21 protein-coding genes and 1 tRNA gene are annotated in these 21,130 nt (G+C 68.8%); 16 read left to right on the plus strand and 6 right to left on the minus strand.

Features of this window, described 5'->3' with window-relative positions; all coding sequences use genetic code 11:
* Positions 1–50: 50 nt before the first annotated feature.
* Genes AB0I12_RS09465 through AB0I12_RS09475 form a run of 3 tightly spaced genes read left to right on the plus strand, consistent with a single transcriptional unit; the run spans position 51 to position 2,567 of the window.
* On the plus strand, positions 51–611 hold the full coding sequence (locus tag AB0I12_RS09465) for a 5-formyltetrahydrofolate cyclo-ligase (protein WP_359926944.1): 561 nt from the start codon (positions 51–53) through the stop codon (positions 609–611).
* Positions 604–1,503 (plus strand): phosphotransferase, encoded by a 900-nt coding sequence (locus AB0I12_RS09470; protein ID WP_359926947.1) that lies wholly within the window; start codon positions 604–606, stop codon positions 1,501–1,503. Before AB0I12_RS09465 ends, AB0I12_RS09470 begins: the two co-directional genes overlap by 8 nt.
* Positions 1,503–2,567, plus strand: a complete 1,065-nt coding sequence (locus AB0I12_RS09475) for a serine hydrolase domain-containing protein (RefSeq protein ID WP_359926949.1) — start codon at positions 1,503–1,505, stop codon at positions 2,565–2,567. The genes AB0I12_RS09470 and AB0I12_RS09475 overlap by 1 nt, the downstream gene beginning before the upstream one ends.
* Here the strand turns inward: AB0I12_RS09475 and AB0I12_RS09480 are convergent, their stop codons facing one another.
* Positions 2,568–5,108, minus strand: coding sequence for a penicillin acylase family protein (locus AB0I12_RS09480; protein WP_359926951.1), 2,541 nt, complete (start codon positions 5,106–5,108; stop codon positions 2,568–2,570).
* 188 nt (positions 5,109–5,296) lie between these two features.
* Between AB0I12_RS09480 and AB0I12_RS09485 the strand changes: the two genes are divergently transcribed.
* The 3 genes from AB0I12_RS09485 to mscL all read left to right on the plus strand — a co-directional run bounded on the left by AB0I12_RS09485 (position 5,297) and on the right by mscL (position 6,814).
* Positions 5,297–5,638, plus strand: a complete 342-nt coding sequence (locus tag AB0I12_RS09485) for an FmdB family zinc ribbon protein (protein WP_359926954.1) — start codon at positions 5,297–5,299, stop codon at positions 5,636–5,638.
* A gap of 57 nt (positions 5,639–5,695) precedes the next feature.
* Positions 5,696–6,310 (plus strand): SAF domain-containing protein, encoded by a 615-nt coding sequence (locus tag AB0I12_RS09490; RefSeq protein WP_359926957.1) that lies wholly within the window; start codon positions 5,696–5,698, stop codon positions 6,308–6,310.
* A 117-nt stretch (positions 6,311–6,427) separates the two neighbouring features.
* Positions 6,428–6,814 (plus strand): large conductance mechanosensitive channel protein MscL, encoded by a 387-nt coding sequence (gene mscL / locus AB0I12_RS09495; protein WP_359926959.1) that lies wholly within the window; start codon positions 6,428–6,430, stop codon positions 6,812–6,814.
* A gap of 29 nt (positions 6,815–6,843) precedes the next feature.
* Here mscL and AB0I12_RS09500 read toward each other — a convergent pair whose 3' ends face one another.
* Genes AB0I12_RS09500 through AB0I12_RS09510 form a run of 3 tightly spaced genes read right to left on the minus strand, consistent with a single transcriptional unit; the run spans position 6,844 to position 8,139 of the window.
* Positions 6,844–7,350: a GNAT family N-acetyltransferase gene (locus AB0I12_RS09500; protein WP_359926962.1), complete on the minus strand. Its 507-nt coding sequence runs from the start codon at positions 7,348–7,350 to the stop codon at positions 6,844–6,846.
* Between the two features lie 10 nt (positions 7,351–7,360).
* Positions 7,361–8,002 carry a hypothetical protein gene (locus tag AB0I12_RS09505; RefSeq protein ID WP_359926963.1) on the minus strand — a complete coding sequence of 214 codons (642 nt, stop codon included), beginning with the start codon at positions 8,000–8,002 and terminating at the stop codon, positions 7,361–7,363.
* Positions 7,999–8,139 (minus strand): hypothetical protein, encoded by a 141-nt coding sequence (locus AB0I12_RS09510; protein WP_355700801.1) that lies wholly within the window; start codon positions 8,137–8,139, stop codon positions 7,999–8,001. The genes AB0I12_RS09505 and AB0I12_RS09510 overlap by 4 nt, the downstream gene beginning before the upstream one ends.
* Positions 8,140–8,388: 249 nt before the next feature.
* Between AB0I12_RS09510 and AB0I12_RS09515 the strand changes: the two genes are divergently transcribed.
* The 6 genes from AB0I12_RS09515 (at position 8,389) to AB0I12_RS09540 (ending at position 13,143) form a co-directional block, all read left to right on the plus strand.
* Positions 8,389–9,000, plus strand: a complete 612-nt coding sequence (locus AB0I12_RS09515; protein WP_359926966.1) for a hypothetical protein — start codon at positions 8,389–8,391, stop codon at positions 8,998–9,000.
* 142 nt (positions 9,001–9,142) lie between these two features.
* Positions 9,143–10,447 (plus strand): alpha/beta hydrolase, encoded by a 1,305-nt coding sequence (locus AB0I12_RS09520; RefSeq protein WP_359926969.1) that lies wholly within the window; start codon positions 9,143–9,145, stop codon positions 10,445–10,447.
* A gap of 92 nt (positions 10,448–10,539) precedes the next feature.
* Positions 10,540–11,046, plus strand: coding sequence for a SigE family RNA polymerase sigma factor (locus AB0I12_RS09525; protein WP_359926972.1), 507 nt, complete (start codon positions 10,540–10,542; stop codon positions 11,044–11,046).
* Entirely contained in the window at positions 11,043–11,648 is a 606-nt protein-coding gene (locus AB0I12_RS09530; protein WP_359926975.1) for an META domain-containing protein, read from the plus strand. The genes AB0I12_RS09525 and AB0I12_RS09530 overlap by 4 nt, the downstream gene beginning before the upstream one ends.
* 180 nt (positions 11,649–11,828) lie before the next feature.
* Positions 11,829–13,031 (plus strand): hypothetical protein, encoded by a 1,203-nt coding sequence (locus tag AB0I12_RS09535; protein WP_359926978.1) that lies wholly within the window; start codon positions 11,829–11,831, stop codon positions 13,029–13,031.
* Between the two features lie 36 nt (positions 13,032–13,067).
* Positions 13,068–13,143 (plus strand) — tRNA-Arg (locus AB0I12_RS09540).
* Between the two features lie 48 nt (positions 13,144–13,191).
* Here the strand turns inward: AB0I12_RS09540 and AB0I12_RS09545 are convergent.
* Both AB0I12_RS09545 and AB0I12_RS09550 read right to left on the minus strand, forming a co-directional pair.
* Entirely contained in the window at positions 13,192–14,403 is a 1,212-nt protein-coding gene (locus AB0I12_RS09545) for an IS481 family transposase (RefSeq protein ID WP_359926981.1), read from the minus strand.
* Positions 14,404–14,688: 285 nt separating this feature from the next.
* Entirely contained in the window at positions 14,689–15,558 is an 870-nt protein-coding gene (locus AB0I12_RS09550; protein WP_359926984.1) for an alpha/beta hydrolase, read from the minus strand.
* A gap of 125 nt (positions 15,559–15,683) precedes the next feature.
* Between AB0I12_RS09550 and AB0I12_RS09555 the strand changes: the two genes are divergently transcribed.
* The 4 genes from AB0I12_RS09555 (at position 15,684) to AB0I12_RS09570 (ending at position 20,997) form a co-directional block, all read left to right on the plus strand.
* Positions 15,684–18,413 (plus strand): AAA family ATPase, encoded by a 2,730-nt coding sequence (locus AB0I12_RS09555; RefSeq protein WP_359926987.1) that lies wholly within the window; start codon positions 15,684–15,686, stop codon positions 18,411–18,413.
* A gap of 93 nt (positions 18,414–18,506) precedes the next feature.
* Entirely contained in the window at positions 18,507–19,331 is an 825-nt protein-coding gene (locus tag AB0I12_RS09560; RefSeq protein ID WP_359926989.1) for an alpha/beta hydrolase, read from the plus strand.
* Positions 19,332–19,347: 16 nt separating this feature from the next.
* On the plus strand, positions 19,348–20,184 hold the full coding sequence (locus AB0I12_RS09565; protein ID WP_359926992.1) for an alpha/beta hydrolase: 837 nt from the start codon (positions 19,348–19,350) through the stop codon (positions 20,182–20,184).
* A 42-nt stretch (positions 20,185–20,226) separates the two neighbouring features.
* A complete protein-coding gene (locus AB0I12_RS09570) occupies positions 20,227–20,997 on the plus strand; it encodes an MBL fold metallo-hydrolase (protein WP_359926994.1) in 771 nt (256 codons plus the stop codon).
* Positions 20,998–21,130: the final 133 nt, after the last annotated feature.

Raw genomic sequence — 21,130 nt, forward strand, 5'->3', positions numbered from 1 at the left:
GACGCACGGTAATCCCAGTGTTGCGCTCGTCACGCTCATACGATCGGACTGTGTTCCAGACGAAGGCCGTGGCGCGGCAGCATTTCCTGGCGGCGCGGGGGCAGCGGCCCCGCGCCGAGGGACTGCTGGCGAGCGCCCAACAGGTGCTGCCCGAGGTGTACCGAGTCGCGCTCTACGTGTCCAGGGTGCCGGAGCCCCAGACCGGGGCGCTGATCGACTGGCTGCTCGCGACGCACCGCGAGGTGCTGCTGCCGATCCTGTACGCAGACAACGACCTGGGCTGGGGCGTCGCACCCGGCGCAGCGGACCTGGTACCCGGTCGGCTCGGACTGTCCGAGCCGCCGATCGACCTGGGCTCCGACGCGATCGCCACCGCCGACCTGGTCATCTGCCCGGCCGTGGCAGTCGCCCGTGACGGCGTACGCCTCGGTCGCGGCGGCGGCTCGTACGACCGTGCGCTGGCCCGCGTCCGTCCCGGTACGCCGGTGTGGGCAGCCGTCTACGACACGGAGATCGTCGACGCCCTCCCCTGCGACACGCACGACCAGCCGGTCGACGCCGCACTGACGCCAAATCGGTTGATCCCGCTGCGAAGATCAGGAGATGACTGAGACCGCGGTTCAAGCCGCAGCCACAGCCGCACGTTCCCTCGGCCTCACGGTCGCCGACCCGACTGTCCTCTACGAGGCGTTCTCGACAGTCGTGCACCTGCAGCCGTCCCCTGTCGTCGCACGGGTGCCTATGAACCTGCCAGGCGACCTGCAACAGGAACCAGGGCGCCAGCAACGCGAGCTCGACGTGGTGACCTGGCTGGTGGACCAGGGTGTGCCCGTGGTGCCGCCGAGCCCTCTGGTACCGCTGAAACCGGCGGAGCAGGACGGGCTGACCATGACCTTCTGGACGTACGTCGAGGTCGACAAGGCCGCTGAACCGGACTACATCGCGGCGACGGCGCGAGTACCGGAGCTGCACGCTCGGCTCGCGAGCTACCCGGGCGAGCTGTCCTGGATGAGTCCGCTGCGGCTGATCGGATCCGGTCTGGCGACCGCCGAGGCAGTGCCGGGTCTGTTCGAGCAGGACGACCTGGACCGGGCGAGAGCCGAGTGGAAGGTCCTGGAGCCGATCCTGACCAGCAGGTCCGGTTTCGAGGCGGTCTTCCCGTCCGCGACCGTCCAGCCGCTGCACGGCGACGCCCCGTCGTGGAACCTCATCACCACCGTCGACGGGCCGCTGTGGGCGGACTTCGAGGACGTGTCCGTCGGCCCACTCGAGTGGGACCTCGCCGGCTTCGGCCCGGACCTGTGCCACGCGTACGACGAGGGCGCACGCGCCCGCGGGCTCCCGACGCTGGACTCCCGCGTCCAGCAGGTGATGGACCTGGCCCGTGCACTCCAGGTCCTGGTGTGCACCCCACTGGTCCCACAGTTCCCCGGACTGGCCGACGGCATCCGCATGTTCGCCGCGCAGTGGCGGGAGATGCCGTTCGCTGCTGGACTGAGCTGATGCTGCAGAGATACGTCGACAGCGGTGTAGTGCCCGGTCTGATCAGCCTGTTGAGCCGAGGCGACGAGACACGCGTCGAGGTGCTCGGGAGGACGGCGTACGACGGCCCGGAGCTGCAGCGGGACAGCCTGTTTCGCATCGCCTCGTTCACGAAGCCGATCGTCGCGGCCGCGACCATGGTTCTGGTCGACGAGCTTCGGCTGTCCCTGGACGCGCCAGTTGACGACGTACTGCCGGAGCTGGCGCACCCCGTCGTACTGCGGGATCCGGACGGACCGCTCGACGACACAGTGCCGGCGGCGCGGCCGATCACGGTCAGGGACCTGCTCACTTTCCGGCTCGGGCTGGGCGAATCGGACAACGCTTCGCTAAGGCAGCGAGAGGAGGAACTGGAGCTCCACACCTTCGGTCCACCTGTGCCGCGGACTCCGCTCGAGCCGGGCGAGTGGATGCGGCGGCTCGGAACACTGCCGTTGCAGTACCAGCCGGGTGAGCGCTGGCTGTACTCGACGGGCTCGCATGTGCTCGGCGTACTCATCGCGCGGGTCACTGGTCAGCCCCTGGAGGACTTCCTGCGCGAGCGAATCTTCGAGCCGCTGGGGATGCGCGACACCGGGTTCACGGCGGTGGATCCGGGGCGGCTGACCACGGCGTACATCGGTGAGGACCTGCTGGACCCGGCTGCGGGGAGCCAGTGGTTGACGCCGCCGCCGTTCCCTGATGCGAGCGGTGGACTCATCTCGACGGTCGACGACTTCCACGCCTTCGCGCGGATGCTGCTCACCGGCGGCGCCGGCGTGTTGTCGCCGGCAGCGGCCGCCGAGATGACGACCGATCAACTCACCCCGAAACAGCGTGCCGCGGCTGCTGACTTCCTCGGGCCGGAGACCGGCTGGGGCTACGGGGTGTCCGTTAGCGCCGACCGGTACGGCTGGGCAGGCGGTCTGGGAACGCTGTGGTCGAACAGCCCGGTCGACGGGACCATCTCGATCCTGCTGACCCAGCGGGCGCTCTGGACCTGGCCGGAGGAGTTGTTCGCCGAGGCCGTCGCGCCCGCCTGGTGACTACCGGTCCGGCTTGGTGAACGTCAGGGAGTGCTTGCGGGTCGCTTCCACGGCGCCCTTGGTGTAGGCCCACTGCAGGGTCTCGCCCTTGACCCACAGGTCGGTCTGGTCGGTGTAGTTCGAGGAGAACGCGTGGCCCGAGACACCAGTCAGGTTGACCCAGCGGGACTTGTCGAAGTCCGACAGGTCGACGACCATCCGCATCGACGGGGTCGCGGTCACGGCGTACCCCTCGGCGGCGTCCCAGCCGGTGGCGTCGACGATCGACGCCCCGCCGCCCAGCTCGTACGGGCCGCGGTTGAAGATCTTCCGGACCAGGCTGATGTCCGACGTCCCCAGCGTCTGGTTGGTCAGCGTGAGCTTGTGCAGCCGGCCCCACTGCCAGTTGGACGGCTCCCGCGCCATCTTCTGGGTGATCTCGGTCCGCGCGTTGATCAGTGCCTCGCGCAGGATGTCGTCGCGGCTCTCCCGCTGCGGCGTCCCGATGTTGTCCCACCAGGCGCTGTTCTGCTGCGCGATCAGCGTGTGGATCACCTCGAACCACCTCGAGCCGCCGTCCGGCCAGGTGCCCTCGGGCATCTGGTCGTGGAACGTCAGCGCGAGCAGGTTGCGCCAGACCACGTTGAAGTAGGCCGCGGCCGCAGAGTCCGGCGGCTGGGTGAAGTCCCAGTTCCGGAGGGTGTCCTGGCCCTGCCTGTCGAACGCGTCGTCGATGCTGATCCGGAGCAGGTACGGGACAAGCATCTCGGCGATCTTGTTCTTGGTGTCCAACTGGATCGACGCCATCGCGTTCGCGTCCAGCTTCCCGGCGGCCTTGATCCGGTCGAGGATCTGCTGCGACCGGTAGCCGTAGTCCCAGGAGTTCGTCAGGTAGTAGCTGTACGCGTTCGGCACCACGGCCTGGTTGGCGGTGACGATGATGCCGTCCGGCGGGTCGAACTCGGTCGGCAGCGCGTCGAACGGGACATAGCCCTTCCAGGCGTACTTCGGGTCCCAGCCCGGGACCGGCCAGTCGCCGCGGCCGGTGGTGCGGATCGGCACGAGCCCGGGCGCCTGGTAGCCGATGTGGCCGTCGGTGTCGGCGTACACCAGGTTCTGCGAGGGCACCTCGAACTGCTGCGCGGCGGCCCGGAACTCGGTCCAGTTCTGCGCGGTGTTGATCGCGAACAGCGCGTCGGCGGTCCGGCCCGGATTCAGCGCGGTCCACTGCAGCGCCACGCCGTACGCCGTCGGGTACTTCGCCTGCGTGGCGGCCGACTCACCCACCTTGCGCTCGTCCTCGCCGACGTCCGAGATGAGCGGACCGTGCCGGGTCTCGCGGACGGTGATCTTCACCGGCTCGTCCTCGCCGGCCACCTTGAAGGTCTCCTCACGGGTGGCCATGGCGCGCCACTTGTTGTTGTAGAGGACGTTGTTGCCGTCGATCCGCTCCAGGTACAAGTCCTGGACGTCGGGGTCGAGGTTGGTGAAGCCCCAGGAGATCGCGTTGTTGTGGCCGATCACCACGCCGGGCAGACCGGAGAAGCTGAAGCCGGAGACGTCGAACGGACAGCTCTTGCCGACGTTGTTGCAGTGCAGGCCGACCTGCGTCCAGATGCCCGGCATGGTCGCGCCCAGGTGCGGGTCGTTGGCCAGCAGCGGTTTGCCGGTGGTCGTGTGGTCACCGGAGACCACCCAGGAGTTCGAGCCGACGCCGTCGCCCTGGCCGAGCAGCTGGGGCAGGCCCTTCGCGACCTTCTGCACCGAGTCCAGCGACTTCAGGAGGTCCTGGGTGAGCATCCCGCGGCGGAGCTCCGGACTGACTGGCGCGGTGGTGAACTTGCCGTCCTTGCCGATCGAGCCGCCGGACAGGATCGGCTGGTTCCGGTCGTACGGGTACTGCGGGTAGAGGCTCTCGACGTTGCGCGCCGGGAACGCCGACAGCAGCTTCGTCCGGGTGACCTCCTCGTCCAGGTTGCCGCCGAGGTCCCACGCCATCGCCTTCAGCCATGCCAGCGAGTCCGCGGCGGTCCAGGGCTCAGGGCGGTAGTTCTTCGGCCCGCCGGGCTGGAGGGACAGGACGCCGTACTCCAGGCTCAGACCGGAGCCGCTGTGGGTGGTCAGGTAGGCGTTGACGCCGCGCGCGTAGTCGTCGAGGTACTGCCGGGTGGTCGGGCTGAGCAGCGGCAGTTCCTTCTCGGCGACCCGCCGCCAGCCGAGGGTCCGGATGAACTTGTCCGTCTCGAGCGCTGTCTTGCCGAACAGCTCACTCAGCCGGCCGGACGTGACGTGCCGGCGGAAGTCCATCTCGAAGAACCGGTCCTGCGCGTGCACGTAGCCCTGCGCGGCGAACAGGTCGGCCGGGGTGTCGGCGTAGATCTGCGGGATGCCGTTGGCGTCCCGGACCACGCTGACATCGCCGTCCAGGCCGTCCAGCTCGATCGTTCCGTCGTACGTCGGGAACGAGTGGCGGACGACGAAGACGACGGTTCCCGCGATCACCAGGAGGACCGTGGCGAGGGCGATTCCGCTGATGATGACAACTCGAAGCAGGCGACGCACGGACCCAACCGTAGAGAATCCCCCCGCCCTCCCCAAATGGGGTCCCTCACAACTTTGCGTTGCTCTGCGTCGGCTGGACATGGACGCAGAGTTGAGGTAAGTGGACACGGGTTTGGAATACTTCGGGCGGCTGACGCATTATTAGCAGTCGGGTAGTAGGAGTGCCAGCGGCCTGAAGGGAACCGACCGTGCCGACGTACCAGTACCAGTGCACCGACTGTGGCGAAGCGCTCGAGGTGCGCCAGAGCTTCACGGACGACGCTCTGACCGTGTGCCCGAACTGCGAGGGCAACCTGCGCAAGGTCTTCAACGCGGTGGGCGTCGTGTTCAAGGGCTCCGGCTTCTACCGGACCGACAGCCGGTCGTCCGGCAAGGGCTCGGCGCCGGCGAAGGCCGAGTCGTCGTCCTCGTCGTCCGGCTCGTCCTCGTCTTCTTCGTCGACATCCTCGGGGTCGTCGTCCACCGGGTCCTCGGGATCTTCCTCGTCCTCGAGCAGCTCGTCGTCGTCCTCGGGCTCCAGCGCGGCCTGACCGTCGCCTGTGGATAACTGAAGGGCGGTTGCCGGAGAAACTCGTACCTTCTCCGGCATGAAAATCCCCTCCCCTCGTGACCTGCTCCGGGCCGCCCGGTGGCACCGCCGGCTGCTCGCCGGAGTCGCCGCCGCGGCCGCCGTGTACTTCGGGCTTCTCGCCCTGTCCCCGGCGCCGCCACCGACCGTCGCAGTGCTGGCTGCCGCGCATGACCTGACCGGCGGCGTCACACCGGCGCGCGACGATCTGCGGACCGTCGATCTACCAGCGGGTGCGGTGCCGACCGGTGCGCTCAGACCGGGCAGCGAGCTGACGAATCGCGTGCTCAGCGGACCGGTCAGGGCCGGCGAACCGCTCACCGACGCCAGATTCCTGGCGCCGCCGGCCGTGCCGTCCGGCTCGGTCGCCTACCCGTTCCGCGTCGACGACGCCGACGTCACCGCCCTCCTCCGCGTCGGCGACCGCATCACTCTGTACGCCGCGGCGAGCACCACCGCGGACGCCGCGACCGTGCTGGCCCGCGCCGTTCCCGTGGTCGCTCTGCCGGCCCCTCGATCGATCACCTCGGGAGCGCTGATCGTGGTCGCCGCCGCGCCGGAGGCGGCCGCCCGGCTAGCTCAGGCCGGGGCCAACGCACGCATCACTGTCGCGCTGACGCCGGACACGAGTTGATCACTCGTCGGATTTGTCACGGCACGATGTGTCACGATGCGGCGCGGTCGCTCGCTCTGCCGAACCTGCAGCCCTAACTTGTCCGGGGACAACCACCCGCTTCGTGGAGGCACCCACATGCTCAAGGGCTTCAAGGAATTCATCATGCGCGGCAACGTCGTCGACCTCGCGGTCGCCGTCGTCATCGGCGCAGCGTTCACCAAGATCATCAATGCGGTCGTGGCCGGCTTCATCAACCCGCTGATCGCGGCGATCTTCGGCGAGACCGATCTGACCGGCGTCTGGAACTTCAAGATCAACGGCGCGGAGTTCTCGATCGGCCTGATCCTGGACGCGGCGCTGAACTTCCTGTTCGTCGCGGCGGCCGTCTACTTCTTCATCGTGATGCCGCTGAACAAGCTGGCCGAGCGTCGCCAGCGCGGCGAGGAGCCCGAGCCCGCCCCGCTGACCACCGACCAGGAACTGCTCACCGAGATCCGGGACCTGCTGAGCGCCCGTCGGTAACATCCGCCGCGGCAGGTGGACGCAAACCCTCAGCCCCTGAGCTCGCCGACGTCCACCTGCTCACCGGCATAACGCATCCAGCGGTACGGGACCGGCTGGCCGTCGTTCCACTCCTCCATCAACGCGGCGGGGACGTCGACGAAGCCGCTGCCGTGGTAAGCCCGGATCGCCGCGGCGTTCTCCGGGCGGACCCGCAGGAACACCTCCGAGTAGCCGGCATCCAGCGCCGGCCCGAGCAACGCCCGCACGAGTTCACCGCCGACCCCACGACCCCGGACCTCCGGATCGACGATGATCCGGGCGAGTTCGACCTCGTCCTCCTCGTCGTCCAGCCAGACCTCGCCGTACCCGACCGGCCGCTCGCCGTCGAACAGCAGATAGGAGTGGATGTCGGAGTCGACCGTCCGCCAACTCGCCAGCAGCTCGTCGGGGAACGGGTAGACCACCCGCCCGGACAGCAACGCCACTTCCTTCTCGTCCAGCGCCCAGCCGGCGACCTGGACGCCGTACCCGTCGTCGAACCCCCGAAGCTCCACGCTCATCCCCTCAGTTGACGAACTCCACGATCGTTCGCACCAGCTGATCCAGGTACGGCGGGCCGTTCCGGTCACGGAACGCGGGCGTCGGCGGTTCCGGACACCCGGCCAGCTCACGACTCCCCCGGATCGACCGCAGCAACGCGTCGACCGTCTTTCGCTGATGCGACGGATTCTCCGGCACCGACGGCAGGACCGCCACCCGAATTCGCTCCAGCGACGCCACTTCGTCGTCCGCCACGCCCCGCAGGATGCCGCCCGCGAGCAGCCCGTCCGCGGCCGCCGACGGGCAGCCACGACCCACCATCCCGGCCCGGGCACGCTCGTTCGCGGCGGCGTCGTCACCCGTCGCGGGCCAGGCCAGAAGGAGGCGATCGACCAGCCCGGGAAACCTCAGCGCCAGCAGGACCGCGACGGTACACCCATTGGAGGCTCCAACGATTCTTACCGGACCGGAACGTTTCGCCAGTTGTTCACCGAGGGCCTCGACCTCGGCGTCCCATCGGCTCGCGCATCGCGGCCGGTCGGGGGCAAGTACTTCGGTGTCCAGGGCGGCGCGCAGTCCATCGGTGATGCCCGTCGTACCCCAGAACGCTTCTGCGTCCATGGCTTCCCAGAGGCCGCCGTGGACGAGGAGCACCGCCGCCGTCATCCGTGGTGCGGGGGGACCTCGTTCAGGATGCGATCGTCGTCGTCACTGCCGAAGTCGTTGTCACCCCAGGTCCGCGGGTCGTCGTCGCGCGTCTGGTCCGGCAGCAGCGGCTCGTCGTCTTCGTACGGGCTCGTCATGCCTCCAGATTACCGAGTCGGCGCGACGGTCCGGGATCGAGTTCCGCCCTCATCACCTCTGCGGGCGGAACGTCGGCGGCCGCACGGAGCGGCGGTTGCGGCCAGTGCCCGGACGTTACAGCTGCGCCTCGGTTGGGGATCGATCCGGCGACGTGACCGGATAGACGCGCCGCCGTGATGTTCCGGCACGCGCGACGTGACCCCGTTCCACCATGATGGTGGACCTTGCCAACCCGGAAGGACCGAGTCGTGAGTGCACAACGGACACGGGGCCTGATCGGTGCGACGCTCGTCGTGGCTGTACTCGGAGTTGCCGCCGCCTGCGGCACCGAGGACGCCTCGTCCCCGCCCGCCGCCCAGCCCACCCAATCGCCGACCCCGTCGGCCACCCCCTCCGCCAGCCCGACAGCAAGCCCGAGCGGTACGCCGAGCATGGACTGCCCGGACACCGTCGCGGCCGTCCGGGCCGCCACCGACAAAGCGGTGTGGGGCCAGGGTGCGGCGACCTCCAAGTTCAACCCCGTCAGCGTGGCGATCTGCCAGTACGAACCACAGGCGACCGGGCAGGACTACGCGACGGTCACCACCAAGCGGATGGGTAAGCAGGCCACGGAACTGCTCGCCCTGATCGACGCGGCGAAACCCGTCGCGAAGAAGCCGGCCGTCTGCACCAAGGAGCTCGGCCCCACGTACGTCCTGCGGTTCACCGACAACGACCGCGGCGTGCTGTCGTTCACCGCCGAGGCGTTCGGCTGCCGCCGCCTCGTGGCGACCTCCCTGGAAGGCCAGGGCAAGCCTGGCGCCCTGCCGGCACCGCGCCAGGTGACCGCCGAGCTGACCAAGTCACTCGGCCTGCGCTGACCTCGCGCGCGGACGCGCACCCCGAAGCCGTCCGACGTGGGGTCAACCCGCGCCTGCCTTGCGGGTCCCTCTCGAGGTCGACCCGCGAGGCAGGTTGCGGCGGTCGCCGCTGTACCGCACCCTCGGCGTGAGGGAGGGGCGAATGCGAACGATCCGGCTGCTGTGCGCGCTCGTCCTCGCCTGCACGGCCTGCTCGACTTCGGAAACAGAGAGCAGCCCCTGCATCCAGGGCTTCACCTGTACGACGCTGCACGTGCCGCTCGACCGGCAACGCTCTGACGGCCCGTCGCTCGACCTCTCCGTCATCGCCGCCGACAACGTCGACGCACCCCGGGGCGTTCTCCTGCTCCTCACCGGCGGTCCCGGCCAACCCGGCGTACCGCTGGTTCGTAACCTGCGCCGCAACGTGCACCCTGACGTGCTGCGCGAGTACCGGCTCGTCATGTTCGATCAGCGCGGCACGGGATCCAACGGCATCAACTGCCCTGCGCTGCAAGAGACTGTGGGCGGTTCGGACTTCCTCACCCCACCTGCCACGGCGGTCGACGAGTGCGCTCAGCGCATCGGACCCGGCCTCGGGTACTACGGCACACCGGACACCGTCGAGGACATCGAGCAGCTGCGCCAGTCCCTGAAGGTCGACCGGCTGACGCTGGACGGCACGTCGTACGGCAGCTTCACCGCAGCGCAGTACGGACTCAAGTACCCCGACCACGTGCAGGCGCTCGTGCTGGACTCCGTCGTACCGCACAAGGGCTTCGACCCGCTGGGCGTGGACCTCATGGCAGCATCCGCCGAGATCCTCAAGGCAACCTGCCGGCAGGACGTCGCGTGCACGACTGATCCGGTCGAAGACCTGGCCTGGCTCGTGCGGAACGGTGTGAGCGGCACCGACCTGATGGAGACGCTGTCGGTCGCCAGCCTCAATTCGGTCAACCCGTCCCTCAAAGGCATCCCAGCGATCCTGCACGCCGCCCGCAACGGCGACGACGCCGGCCTGAAGCAGCTGTTCTACAAAACCACCAGCAAGGGCCTGACCTACGACACGCTGTCCGCAGGCCTCCACATGGCAACCCTCTGCTCGGACCTCCGGTTCCCCTGGTCCGGCAAGCCCGACCGCAAGGCCGCCCTCGACGACGCGATACACCGCCTGGACCCGAAACAGCTGTACCCGTACGACGTGGCGACCGCACGCAGCCAACTGATGATCCAGGGCTGTCTGCGCTGGCCGGCCGCCCGCGTGTCGACGTACCCGCCGGGGCAGGAGCTCCTGCCGCGCACACTGATCCTGCACGGGAGCAACGACCTGTTCTGCCCACTGGACTGGGCCAGATGGGAGGAGGCGCACGCGCGCGACGCGAAGCTGGTGGTTGTACCGGGAAGCGGCCACAGCGTGCAGCGCGATCCGCGCGGGCAGGAGGAGGTCCGGGAGTTCCTACTGCACTAGAGATCGAACTGTGTACGAACGGTTGCATCAGCTGGGCGACTCGATGCGTCTAATAGACGTGAGGAGTTGCACGCCCAGCCAGGGAGTGGCGAGTGGAGTTCGAGGAGTACGTGTCCGCCCGTGGACAGGAACTGGTGCGGCTCGGGTTCACAGTCTCCGGCGACTACCAGCGGGCGGAGGATCTGGCGCAGATCGCGCTGATGCAGGCGTTCCGTTCCTGGCGGAAGGTGCGTACCGCGCACGACCCGCACCACTACGTCCGGCGGATCCTCGTGAACGAGTACCTCTCGATGACGCGGCGGCGCTCGTTCAGCGAGGCGCCGACGGCCGACCTCGAACCGCGCCGCACCGTGCCGGACCACGCGACACACGTCGTCAACTCCGACGACCTGTGGCGCGCGCTGGCGACCTTGTCCGCCCGGGAACGGGTCGTGCTCGTCCTGCGCTACTACCAGGACCTGGACGACCGGACGATCGCCGACGTGCTCGGCATCAAACCGTCCTCGGTGCGCGCGACCGCCAGCCGGGCGCTCGCCTCGCTCCGCAAAGCCAGGGACTCCACCAGAGACTCCAACCGTGTTGATGAGAGGTTGTCGTGAGCAACACCGATCTCGAGGATGACCTGCGAGGGACCTTCGAACGCGCCGCGGCCTCGGTGCCGGAGGCCGACGGGCTGGCCGAGCGCGCCACCGTCGGCGCCCGCCGCGCCCAGCGGCGTACCTGGATCATTTCCGGCAGCGCCGCTGCCGCCGTGGCGGCGATCGCCGTCGCCGGGTTCGGGCTGGCCGGCTCGCAGGACAAGCCGACGCAAACGCCGGTCGCCACCGGCGAGGCAACCGCTGCTGTGGGCGCGACACCACAGGTGTTGTCCAGCCAGGCCGTGGCCGGCAAGTGGCGGGCCGTGCAGATGGTCGGCACGCGGGCGCTGAGGGAAGCGCGGCCCGAGGATCCGGTGCTGGTGTTCAAGCCGGACGGGACCTGGACGGGCTCCGACGGCTGCAACGGGCTGCAGGGGACGTACACCATCGGTCAGCGTGGCGCGTTCACCGCGACGGTCGGCCCGCAGCACCTCGTCGGCTGCGAGAACGTGCCGCACACCGGCATACTGCACGCCGCGAAGCGGATCGCGGTCAGCGGCGACACGCTGCAGCTCTTCGGCGCCGACGGGCGTCAACTTGCCAGTTACGCTCGCGCACGGTAGTCGAATCTGTTCGCGGACGGTGATCAGGGCTTGACGGAACGGAGTCCCTGACCGGACCATCTAGTGGTTTGGTCCACCGATCTGGGGAGCTTTGTGCGACTCTCTGTCACCGTCCCGCTCGTCACACTCGGCTCCGCTTCACTCTTTGCAGTCGCTCTCGCCCCGCCCTCCTCGGGTGCGGTGACGGGGGCCGCGGCGTGCTCCCACGCCCAACCGAGCACGAGCTCGACCGAGGCGAAACGGCTCGCGCAGCCGACGTCCGCCTCCGACGCGCGACCGCTCGGCGAGTCCCTCGGTGACGGCATCTCCGCGGCGGTCCAGTCGCTCGAGCCGCTGGATGCGAGCGGCCGCCCGACGTCCGGCCTGCCGTACGGGCTGAGCCAGGGCGTGATCGGCGTGGTCGGCTCGGCGACGAGCGGCTACAAGGTCGTCGTCGACTCCGCGAAGCTCGACGCGAAGAAGTACCAGTCCGCGATGGCGCGCAAGCTGCCGGCCGCGGGCAAACCGCTGGTCAAGGTCGAAGCCAGCTGCCGCTCGGCGCAGTCGATCGCCGACGCCTGGAACGCGGTCGGCGACCGCGCGTGGTCCAACGACGCGTCGCGGACGACGTACTCCGCAGACCTCGACCCGGTCAGTGAGAATGTCGTCGTCGAGTACGACCAGGCGACCACCTCCCCCGCGTCGCTGGCCGGGCTTCACGAGCTGTCCGGCGTACAGCTGGTGGCGGGGTCGCTCGCCCGGACGTCGCGGCTGAGCGACACCCCGAAGGGCGGCCACTGGGGTGGCGCCCGCATCACCTCGTCGCTGAAGAACTGCAGCGCCGGCTTCTCCGTCGTACGGCGCTCCAACGGTCAGCGCGGGTCGGTCACCGCAGGCCACTGCGGCGCGCCCGGCACGGTCTGGAAGTCGGGCCCCAACTACTACGGCACCACCACGGTCCGCACGAACTACCCGGACTACGACCAGGCCCTGGTCACCGGCAGCGCGTACGGCGCGAAGATCTGGACAGACGGCCCCGGCGACAGCGTCAACACCCGCACCGTCACCGGCGGCGGCGACCCGGGCGTCGGCACGGTGATCTGCCAGTCCGGCAGCTTCAGTACGTCGCTGTGCAACCTCACGGTCCGCTCGACGTCCGCGAAGTACTGCGACGCCGACGGCTGTACGACGTACGTCATCCGCGCCACCCGCGGCGGGCTGGTGGCGATCATCGGCGGCGACTCCGGCGGCCCGGTCTACTCACGCCGCGGCACCAGCTCCGCCACCGTCCGCGGCATCACCTTCGCCGGCGCCGGCTGCGCCGCCTCCCGCTGCACCACCCTCTACGCCGAACGCTACAAGTCCATCACCGGCCACCTCGGCGTCACCGCCCTGACCGGCTGACCCACCCCCCAACTCCGCTAAGCTGTCCCCGCGTGCGCCCCCGTAGCTCAGGGGATAGAGCGTCGGTTTCCTAAACCGTGCGTCGCAGGTTCGAATCCTGCCGGGGGCACCATGTGATGTCTCAAGACATACCGGACAGGTGAACCCACGATTCGTGGGTTCACCTGGTTCTTTTGGGGATGGGTCCGGGTGGTCTGCCGGTGGGCTGGTAGTCGCGGTCTGGGTCGAGGACCAGTTCGCGGAGGAGTTCGCCGGTGGCGGCGTCGACGACGCGGATCTGGAGGTCGTGGACGAGGATCAAGACGTGGGTTCGGGCGTGGGTTCGTCCGATGCCGATGTGGTGGAGCCGGCCGTTGACCCTGAGGGTGACCACGCCGGTGTGGTCGATCCGGTCGGTGCGGACCCGGTGGTGGACCTCGCCGGTCCGGTCGCCGCTGGGGCTGGCTTTCGGCCGGGCGGTGTAGGCGGCCGCGGGAGTGGCTCGGTGCGGCAGCGACCGGTGCGGGCGGCGCTGGTTGTACTCGTCGACGAAGACGTCGAGCAGCGCCTGCAGCTCAGCGACTGTGGCTGGCTGGACCGGCTGGGCGCGCAGCCACTTCTTCATCGTCTGCTGGAACCGCTCGACCTTGCCGCAGGTGGTGGGGTGGTTGGGGCGGGAGTTCTTCTGGATGATGTTCAGGCGGCGCAGTTCGGTCTCGAGGCCGTTGCGGCCGCCTTTCCCGCCGGACAATCTCGTCGTGTAGACCATCCCGTTGTCGGTGAGCGTGGAGGCCGGGATCCCATATTGCACAACGGTCTCCCGGAACGACGCGACCACGATCGGGCCGGTGATCCGCGGGTGGGCGGTGACGCTGAGGGCGTAGCGGGAGTGGTCGTCCAGCCAGCTGATGATCTCCACGCCGCGGCCAGCTGAATTGCCGGCGCCGGCCAGCTGGTAGTGGGTGAAGTCGGACTGCCAGCACTCGTTGGGCTGCTCGGCGGCGAATCGCAGGTACGACGACCTGGGCCGCTTCCCGGGATCGGGAACGACGGCGCCGGCCCGGGTCAGGATCCGGTGGATCGTCGCCCGCGACAACGTGGTCTCGTGGTGGTGCTGCAGGTGCCACCCGACCGTGTCCGCGCCCGCGTCCAAACCCTGCTCGGCCAGCTGCTTGCGCAGCGCCAGCACGAGCTCCACCGTCGCGGCCGGAGTCGCCCGCGGCGAGGTCTTCGGACGCCGCGACCGGGGCTCGAACGCCGCCTCACCCTCGGCCCGCCACCGCGCCAGCAACTCATACACCCACGACCGCGCCACACCGTACTCCGCGACCACCTCCGCCACCGCACGCTTCTCCACCGTGATCGCGGTGATCACCAACCGGGCCTTCGACATGCCCGAGCGTGCACGATCTGTCTCCGATGTCTTGAGACATCAGTCCGGTATGTCGTGAGACACCCGTCCGGTATGTGTTGAACCACAACACTGCCGGGGGCACCAGTGCTTGTGCGCGGATTTCACTTTGGCATCGCCTACCATGCCGGAACTCACAGTGTGACACCGCTGTCGGGATCGATCGAGCGGGGCAGACCGTGCGCCAAGTAGCCGACCGTGTGATCGACACCCCAGGCGCCCCGCGTGTGCGGGGCGGCTGGGCGTCGGCCCGTGCAGGGTCGCTGGTCAGCCTCTGGCGGCGGCCCGTATGAGCCTCACCACGTCGCCGGGGTGGCTCATCATCGCGACATGTGAGCTGTTGATCTGTACGACGGTCGAGCCGGCCCGGGCCGCCATCGCTCGCTCCGCCTCGGGCGGGATGATGCGGTCTTGATTGGCTACGAGGTACCAGCTGGGGATGGTCTTCCAGGCCGGTGGCCCGGAGGGCGTCACGAGCGCGGCCAGTGCGCCGGGACGCTGAGTTGCGGCCATGACTCGGGTAGCTTCCTGTGACAGGTCTTGGGCGAAGAGCCGGTGAAAATGGGCCGGGTCGATGTAGGCGTCGGCGTCTCCTTCAGCGGCTCCAGGGAAGGGTCGGAGCACGAGGTGGTCGGTGACCTCGGTGTGCCCGCCCCCCAACGTGTTGGCGGCGGCGACGCTCTCTCCCTCGTCTGGGGCGTAGGCGGCGACATACACGAGGGACTTGACGTTCGGGTTGCCGGTGGCCGCGTTCGTGATGACGGCGCCTCCGTAGGAGTGGCCAACCAGCACGACCGGCCCCTCGATGGTGGCCAGGAAGTCGCGGAGATACGCGCCGTCGGCGAGAGGTCCGCGCAGTGGGTTCGAGAACGCGAGGACCGGGTAACCAGCCTCGAGCAGGCGGCCGGCAACTGCGTTCCAGCCGCTGGAGTCGGCGAATGCGCCATGTACGAAGACGATGGTGGGCTTTGCCACGGAGTGTAGGGCTGCGGCGCGCGCCTGCGGGGACTTGGCCTGCTGCGTGCTCGGGGAGGCGGTGGCGTTGAGAAGGGACCCGGTCAGCAGAAGGATCCCGACGAGACCTGCGGCCAGCGCTGTAGCCAGCACATGCAGACGGCGTGGTGCTCGGAGCTTCATGATGCTCTCCTTGGGTCGGTACCAGTGAACGCATCCTGGATCGACCTCCGGTTGGCCCGGACCACGTGAGACGCGTAGTAGTTATCGCTGGTGGGTCTGACGCGGCCGGTTTAGGGTCAGCAGTCATGGGAGTAGAGGGGGGTCTGCTCGGGCGGGATGCTGAGCAGCGACAGGTCCGTATTCTGCTTGGGCACGCGCGAAATGGGCGCGGTGGTGCGCTGCTTGTGTCCGGCGAGCCAGGGATAGGAAAGACCTCGCTGCTGCAAGCCGCTCTGGCGGGTGCGACCGGTATGCGGCAGCTGCGGGTTGATGGCTACGAAGCGGAGTCCACAATCCCGTTCGCCGCCCTGCAACGCTTGATGATCCCGCTGCGTGCGTACTTGCCCGTGCTTCCGGGCCGCCACCAACAGGCGCTGCAGGTGGCGGCAGGGGTAGCCGACGGCCCGCCACCGGACCGGTTCCTGGTCGGGTTGGGCGTGCTGGGGATGCTGGCAGCCGCGGGCGAGGTAGAGCCGGTCGTGTGCGCGATTGACGACGCGCACCTGCTGGATTCCGAGTCGCTGGACGTGCTGGCATTCGTTGCCAGACGACTCGAGGCGGAGTCGGCCGCAATCATTTTCGCCGGCCGCGACGATGCCGATCGCGTGGCGCAGATGGCCGGGATCCCCACCCTCAGCCTCGCTGGACTCGCTCCCGAATCGGCGATCAGGCTGCTGATGTCCTCCCTGCCCGAAGTCATCGATCCGGCGGCGGCAGCACAGATCGCTGCGGCGTCGGGTGGTAACCCGCTCGCGCTGATCGACCTGGCCAACGAGCTCAGCATCAAACAGCTGACCGAATCCAGTTTCGCCGACGAGCCGTTTCCGGTCGGACGCCACCTCGAAGCGTTCTATGTGCGCCGCATCCGCCACCTCGCTCCTGATCTGCAGCAGTGGTTACTGATCGCAGCAGCCGACTCCACCGGGAACGTCGACCTGATCCGCGCAGCTGGTCAGGAACTCGACGTGCCGGACAGCGCTGGTGAGGCGGCCGAGGCCGCCGGTCTGGTGGAGCTCTCGCCGTCAACGCGGTTCCGGCACCCGCTGGTGCGGTCGGCGGCATACAACGCCGCCCAGGGAGGACAGCGGCGGCGCGTCCACGGTGCGCTCTCGGTGGCAGCCGGTCGGCTAGGCCTGGTCGAGCTGGAAGCCTGGCACGCCGCCAAGGCCACGCTGGGCACCGACCCTGCCGTGGCGGATCGGCTGGAACGCGTCGCCGACCTGGCGGGGCGGCGCGGTGGCTTCTCGTCCCGCGCCAGCGTGCTGGCCCAGGCCTCCGCGCTGACGCCACAGGGAGGTCGCAAGTACGCGCGGCTGGTTGCCGCCGCCGAGGCGGCCCTGGCCGCGGGCGCGGCACAGTTGGCCAAGAGCCTGCTCGACGAGGTGGACGATGATGCCTTGGACGCGGTCTCGCGGGGCCGACTGATCTCAGCCCGTGCCAGCATCGCCATCTTCACCGCGGACCCGGCGCTGATGAACGCGGGCGCGAATATGCTGGCCGCTGCCGAGTTGTTCCGTGGCCACGACGCCACACTGGAGCAAAACGCCCTCATCAAGGCGTTCGAGTACACGTTGCCGGCCGAACGCCTCGCTCAAGGCGCGACTCTCACCGAGCTCGGCGCCCGCATGCGGAAGGGCGCCGAGCTCCGCGATGGCATTGCCGCGACCATCCTGCGCGCCCTCAGCGCTCACATCCTGCTGCCCTACGACGAGGCGGTCCCGATCATGCGGACTGCCGTGGACGCCATCGCCCAGCTGGGCCCAGAGTCCCTGTTGCAGTATGGCTCGATCAGCGTCGCCCTTACCACGGCCCTGTGGGACGCAGCTGCGCGACGCGACTGCCTCGAGCGCACGGCCGTGGCCGCTCGCGACGCCGGCTCGCTGCAACTGCTCGACACCGCGCTCTGGATCATGTCCCTGGCCGAGCTGAAGGGTGGAACTCCGCAACGAGCAGGCCAGTACATCGAGCAGGTTCGTGAGCTGCGCCGCGCCATCGGCTACGACGCCGAACACGTGGTCAACGTCGCCTTGCTGGCTTGGACCGGGGCGCCCCGACCCCAAATCGAAATGATCGCCGAGGGCGCGAGCGCGATGGGTTTTGGCGGCGTGCACGCCTCCGGGGTCGCAGCCCTCGCCGTCCGAGACCTTGCCGAAGGCTGCTACGGCGACGCGTACGACCGCCTGAAACCGCTCGTGGACGACCCCTTCCTGCAGGTCACGCCGCTGGAGATCCCCGATCTCGTCGAGGCCGCGGTCCGCAGCGGACATCTCGAGGAGGCAGCCGGCCTGGTACAGCACCTGGAAGGGTTGGCGCGGGCCAACGGGTCGCCATGGACAGCTGGTCTCGCGCAGCGGTCGCGCGCGCTCGTCGACGACCACGGGGCCGAACCTCACTACCAAGCGGCTGTCGCCACGCTCGCCCCGACCGGCATCGAGATAGAGCTGGCCCGGACCCATCTTCTGTACGGCGAATGGCTGCGCCGTACGCGGCGCCGCCGTGACGCGCGGGAACAGCTGCGTCTAGCCGTGGAGATCTTCGAGCGCGTCGAGGCGCCCGGGTTCGCGCAACGCGCTCGCAACGAACTGGAGGCCATCGGAGAGCACGCGCCCGCGGCCGGAGAACCCGGTCCGTTCGACCTCACCGCCCAGCAGCTGACAGTCGCGCGGCTCGCCGCGGCCGGCAACACCAACGCCGAGATCGGCGCCACCATGTTCCTCAGCGTCAACACCGTCGACTACCACCTGCGCAAGGTCTTCCAAAAGCTCGGAGTCTCCTCCCGTCGGCAGCTCGCCGACCGGATCCACCCGCCATCCTGACGGCCGGCACATCGTCAGGACTACGTGCTTCACGTGGTCCGCGCCTACCCGTACCGGTGCAGGCTCGGGGAAAACCTCGGTCAAGGAGGACCCATGCCTTACATCACCGCCGATGACGGCGCCGAGATCTTCTACAAGGACTGGGGAGCCGGTGGCTCCCCGGTGATCCTCAGCCACGGCTGGCCGTTGAACTCCGACGCTTGGGAAGCCGGAGCCCGCTTCCTCGCCGAACACGGGCACCGCGTCATCGCCCACGACCGCCGCGGCCACGGGCGCTCGAGCCAGACCTGGAACGGCAACGAGATGGACACCTACGCCGACGACCTGGCCTGCCTCATCGACACCCTGGACCTGCACGGCCTCACCCTTGTCGGGCACTCCACCGGCGGCGGCGAGATCGTCCACTACCTCGGCCGCCACGGCAGCAGCCGCGTCTCCCGGCTCGTCCTCGTGTCCGCCGTGCCGCCACTCATGCTGCGCACCGACGACAATCCCGAAGGACTCCCCATCGAGGTGTTCGACGAGATCCGGGCCGGGGAGGCCGCCGACCGGTCACAGCTGTACCGCAACCTTGCCGACGGCCCGTTCTTCGGGCACAACCGCAAGCAGGACGTCGACCAGGGCTTCCGGGACGCGTTCTGGCTGCAAAGCATGGCCTGTGGCCACCGGGGCGCCTACGAGTGCATCGCCGCATTCTCGGCCACCGACTTCCGCCCCGATCTGGAGAAAGTCGACGTACCGACCCTGGTCATCCACGGCGACGACGATCAGATCGTGCCGTTCGAGGTCGGCGGCAAGCGATCCGCCGAGATGATCGACGGCGCCGTACTCAAGGTCTACGGAGGCAGCGGCCACGCACTGCCCGACACCGACCGCGACCGGCTGCACGCCGATCTGCTCGAGTTCATCGACGTCTGACCGGAAGGGAAACATCATGAGCGACAACCGCCGTCCCGACACCGTCGTCCTCGTGCACGGCCTGTGGATGACGCCCCGCAGCTGGGAAAACTGGGTCCAGCACTACCAGGCCAAGGGCTTCACCGTCCTGACACCCGGATACCCCGGCTTCGACATCGAAGTGGAAGGCCTGCGCACCAGCCCCGACATCATCGCGAACCTGACCGTGCCCGAGACCCTCGACCACCTCGCCACCGTGATCGAGAAGATCGAGACTCCGCCGATCATCATCGGCCACTCCTTCGGCGGAACCCTCACCCAGTTGCTGCTGGCCCGCGGCCTCGGCTCCGCTGGCGTCGTCGTCGACTCCGCCCCGACCGAGGGCGTACGCGTGAGCCCGCTGTCCCAGGCCAAGTCCCTGTTCCCCGCGCTGAAGAACCCGGCCAACCGACACAAGGCCGTGGGCTTCACCCCCGAGGAGTTCCACTATGCCTTCACCAACACCCTCAGCGAGGAGGAGTCCAAGGCGGTCTGGGACCGCTACCACATCCCCGCGCCGGGCAACTGGGTATGGGAGTTCGGCCTGTTGGCCAACTTCAAACCGGGCCACCAAGACACCTGGCTCGACTACTCCGCCGACCGCGCTCCGCTGCTGTTCATCGCCGGCGAGAACGACCACATCATGCCGCCGTCGGTGAACAAGTCGAACGCCAACCACTACAAGAAGTCCCCTGCCCTCACCGAGTACCACGAGTTCAAGGGCCGCGACCACTGGACCTGCGGCGGCCCGGGCTGGGAGGCCGTGGCCGACCACGCGCTCACCTGGGCACTCGAGCACGCGCAAGTCGTGTCCGGCCGCACCGCCACCTCCTGACCGACAACCAACAATAGATCGGACGGCCCGTCCATGGTTCAGATGACGCACCTGGGCGGGCCTACCGTCCTCCTCGAGCTCGGCGGATGGCGGATACTCACCGACCCCACATTCGACCCACCAGGACGCAAGTACAAGTTCGGCTGGGGCACATCCTCCATCAAGACCGCAGGCCCTGCACTCCAGCCAGACGAGATCGGGCCCGTCGACGTCGTCCTGCTGAGCCACGACCACCATGCCGACAACCTCGACGACCGCGGCCGCGACCTGCTCACCGCTGCAGGCACTGTGCTCACCACCAGGCCAGGCGCTCGGCGGCTCGCCGCCTCCAACGTCCGCGGCCTGGGCACCGGCGAGACCACCTCGCTGGACGCGGCCGGGAAGGAACACCTCTCCATCCAAGCCACGCCCTGCCGCCACGGCCCAGCTCTGAGCAGACCCGTGACAGGTCCAGTCATCGGATTCGCCCTGACCCTCGGACACGCCTCCACCGTGTCGGTATGGATGACAGGCGACACAGTCCTGCATCGACCGATCCGCCGACTCGCCCGCCAACTCGACGTCGACATAGTCCTCATGCACCTGGGCAACGTCCGATTTCCCATCACCGGTCCGCTCCGCTACTCCATGAACAGCCGCGACGCGGCGTCGCTCCTAGCCCTCCTCGGACCACGGTTGGCGGTACCGGTCCACTACGACGGCTGGTCACACTTCAGCGAACCGACGAACCATGTCCGCACCACGCTCGACCGCGCCGCCGGCGTCCGGCACCTCGTCACGTGGCTCGAACCCGGCCGACCCACCCAGCTGTGATCTGCAGGTCCGGTGCCCAACTAATACTGGGCCTGCATCTGGCCGGACCGGGCTGCTGGCTGCAGCCTCGACCACAAGCCCAGTTCAGTCCACTGCGGCACGGGCAGGGACGCGTGTCGGTCGGGTGCGTCGG

This window comes from Kribbella sp. NPDC050459 (genome assembly GCF_040655315.1).
In the GTDB taxonomy this organism is placed as follows: domain Bacteria; phylum Actinomycetota; class Actinomycetes; order Propionibacteriales; family Kribbellaceae; genus Kribbella.

Bases quoted from the DNA above. Each gene is read 5' to 3' on its own strand.
- AB0I12_RS09470 (WP_359926947.1), top strand. From the start codon at position 604: ATGACTGAGACCGCGGTTCAAGCCGCAGCCACAGCCGCACGTTCCCTC.
- AB0I12_RS09475 (WP_359926949.1), top strand. From the start codon at position 1,503: ATGCTGCAGAGATACGTCGACAGCGGTGTAGTGCCCGGTCTGATCAGC.
- AB0I12_RS09490 (WP_359926957.1), top strand. From the start codon at position 5,696: ATGAAAATCCCCTCCCCTCGTGACCTGCTCCGGGCCGCCCGGTGGCAC.
- mscL (WP_359926959.1), top strand. From the start codon at position 6,428: ATGCTCAAGGGCTTCAAGGAATTCATCATGCGCGGCAACGTCGTCGAC.
- AB0I12_RS09505 (WP_359926963.1), bottom strand. From the start codon at position 8,002: ATGACGGCGGCGGTGCTCCTCGTCCACGGCGGCCTCTGGGAAGCCATG.
- AB0I12_RS09510 (WP_355700801.1), bottom strand. From the start codon at position 8,139: ATGACGAGCCCGTACGAAGACGACGAGCCGCTGCTGCCGGACCAGACG.
- AB0I12_RS09520 (WP_359926969.1), top strand. From the start codon at position 9,143: ATGCGAACGATCCGGCTGCTGTGCGCGCTCGTCCTCGCCTGCACGGCC.
- AB0I12_RS09545 (WP_359926981.1), bottom strand. From the start codon at position 14,403: ATGTCGAAGGCCCGGTTGGTGATCACCGCGATCACGGTGGAGAAGCGT.
- AB0I12_RS09550 (WP_359926984.1), bottom strand. From the start codon at position 15,558: ATGAAGCTCCGAGCACCACGCCGTCTGCATGTGCTGGCTACAGCGCTG.
- AB0I12_RS09555 (WP_359926987.1), top strand. From the start codon at position 15,684: ATGGGAGTAGAGGGGGGTCTGCTCGGGCGGGATGCTGAGCAGCGACAG.
- AB0I12_RS09560 (WP_359926989.1), top strand. From the start codon at position 18,507: ATGCCTTACATCACCGCCGATGACGGCGCCGAGATCTTCTACAAGGAC.
- AB0I12_RS09565 (WP_359926992.1), top strand. From the start codon at position 19,348: ATGAGCGACAACCGCCGTCCCGACACCGTCGTCCTCGTGCACGGCCTG.
- AB0I12_RS09570 (WP_359926994.1), top strand. From the start codon at position 20,227: ATGACGCACCTGGGCGGGCCTACCGTCCTCCTCGAGCTCGGCGGATGG.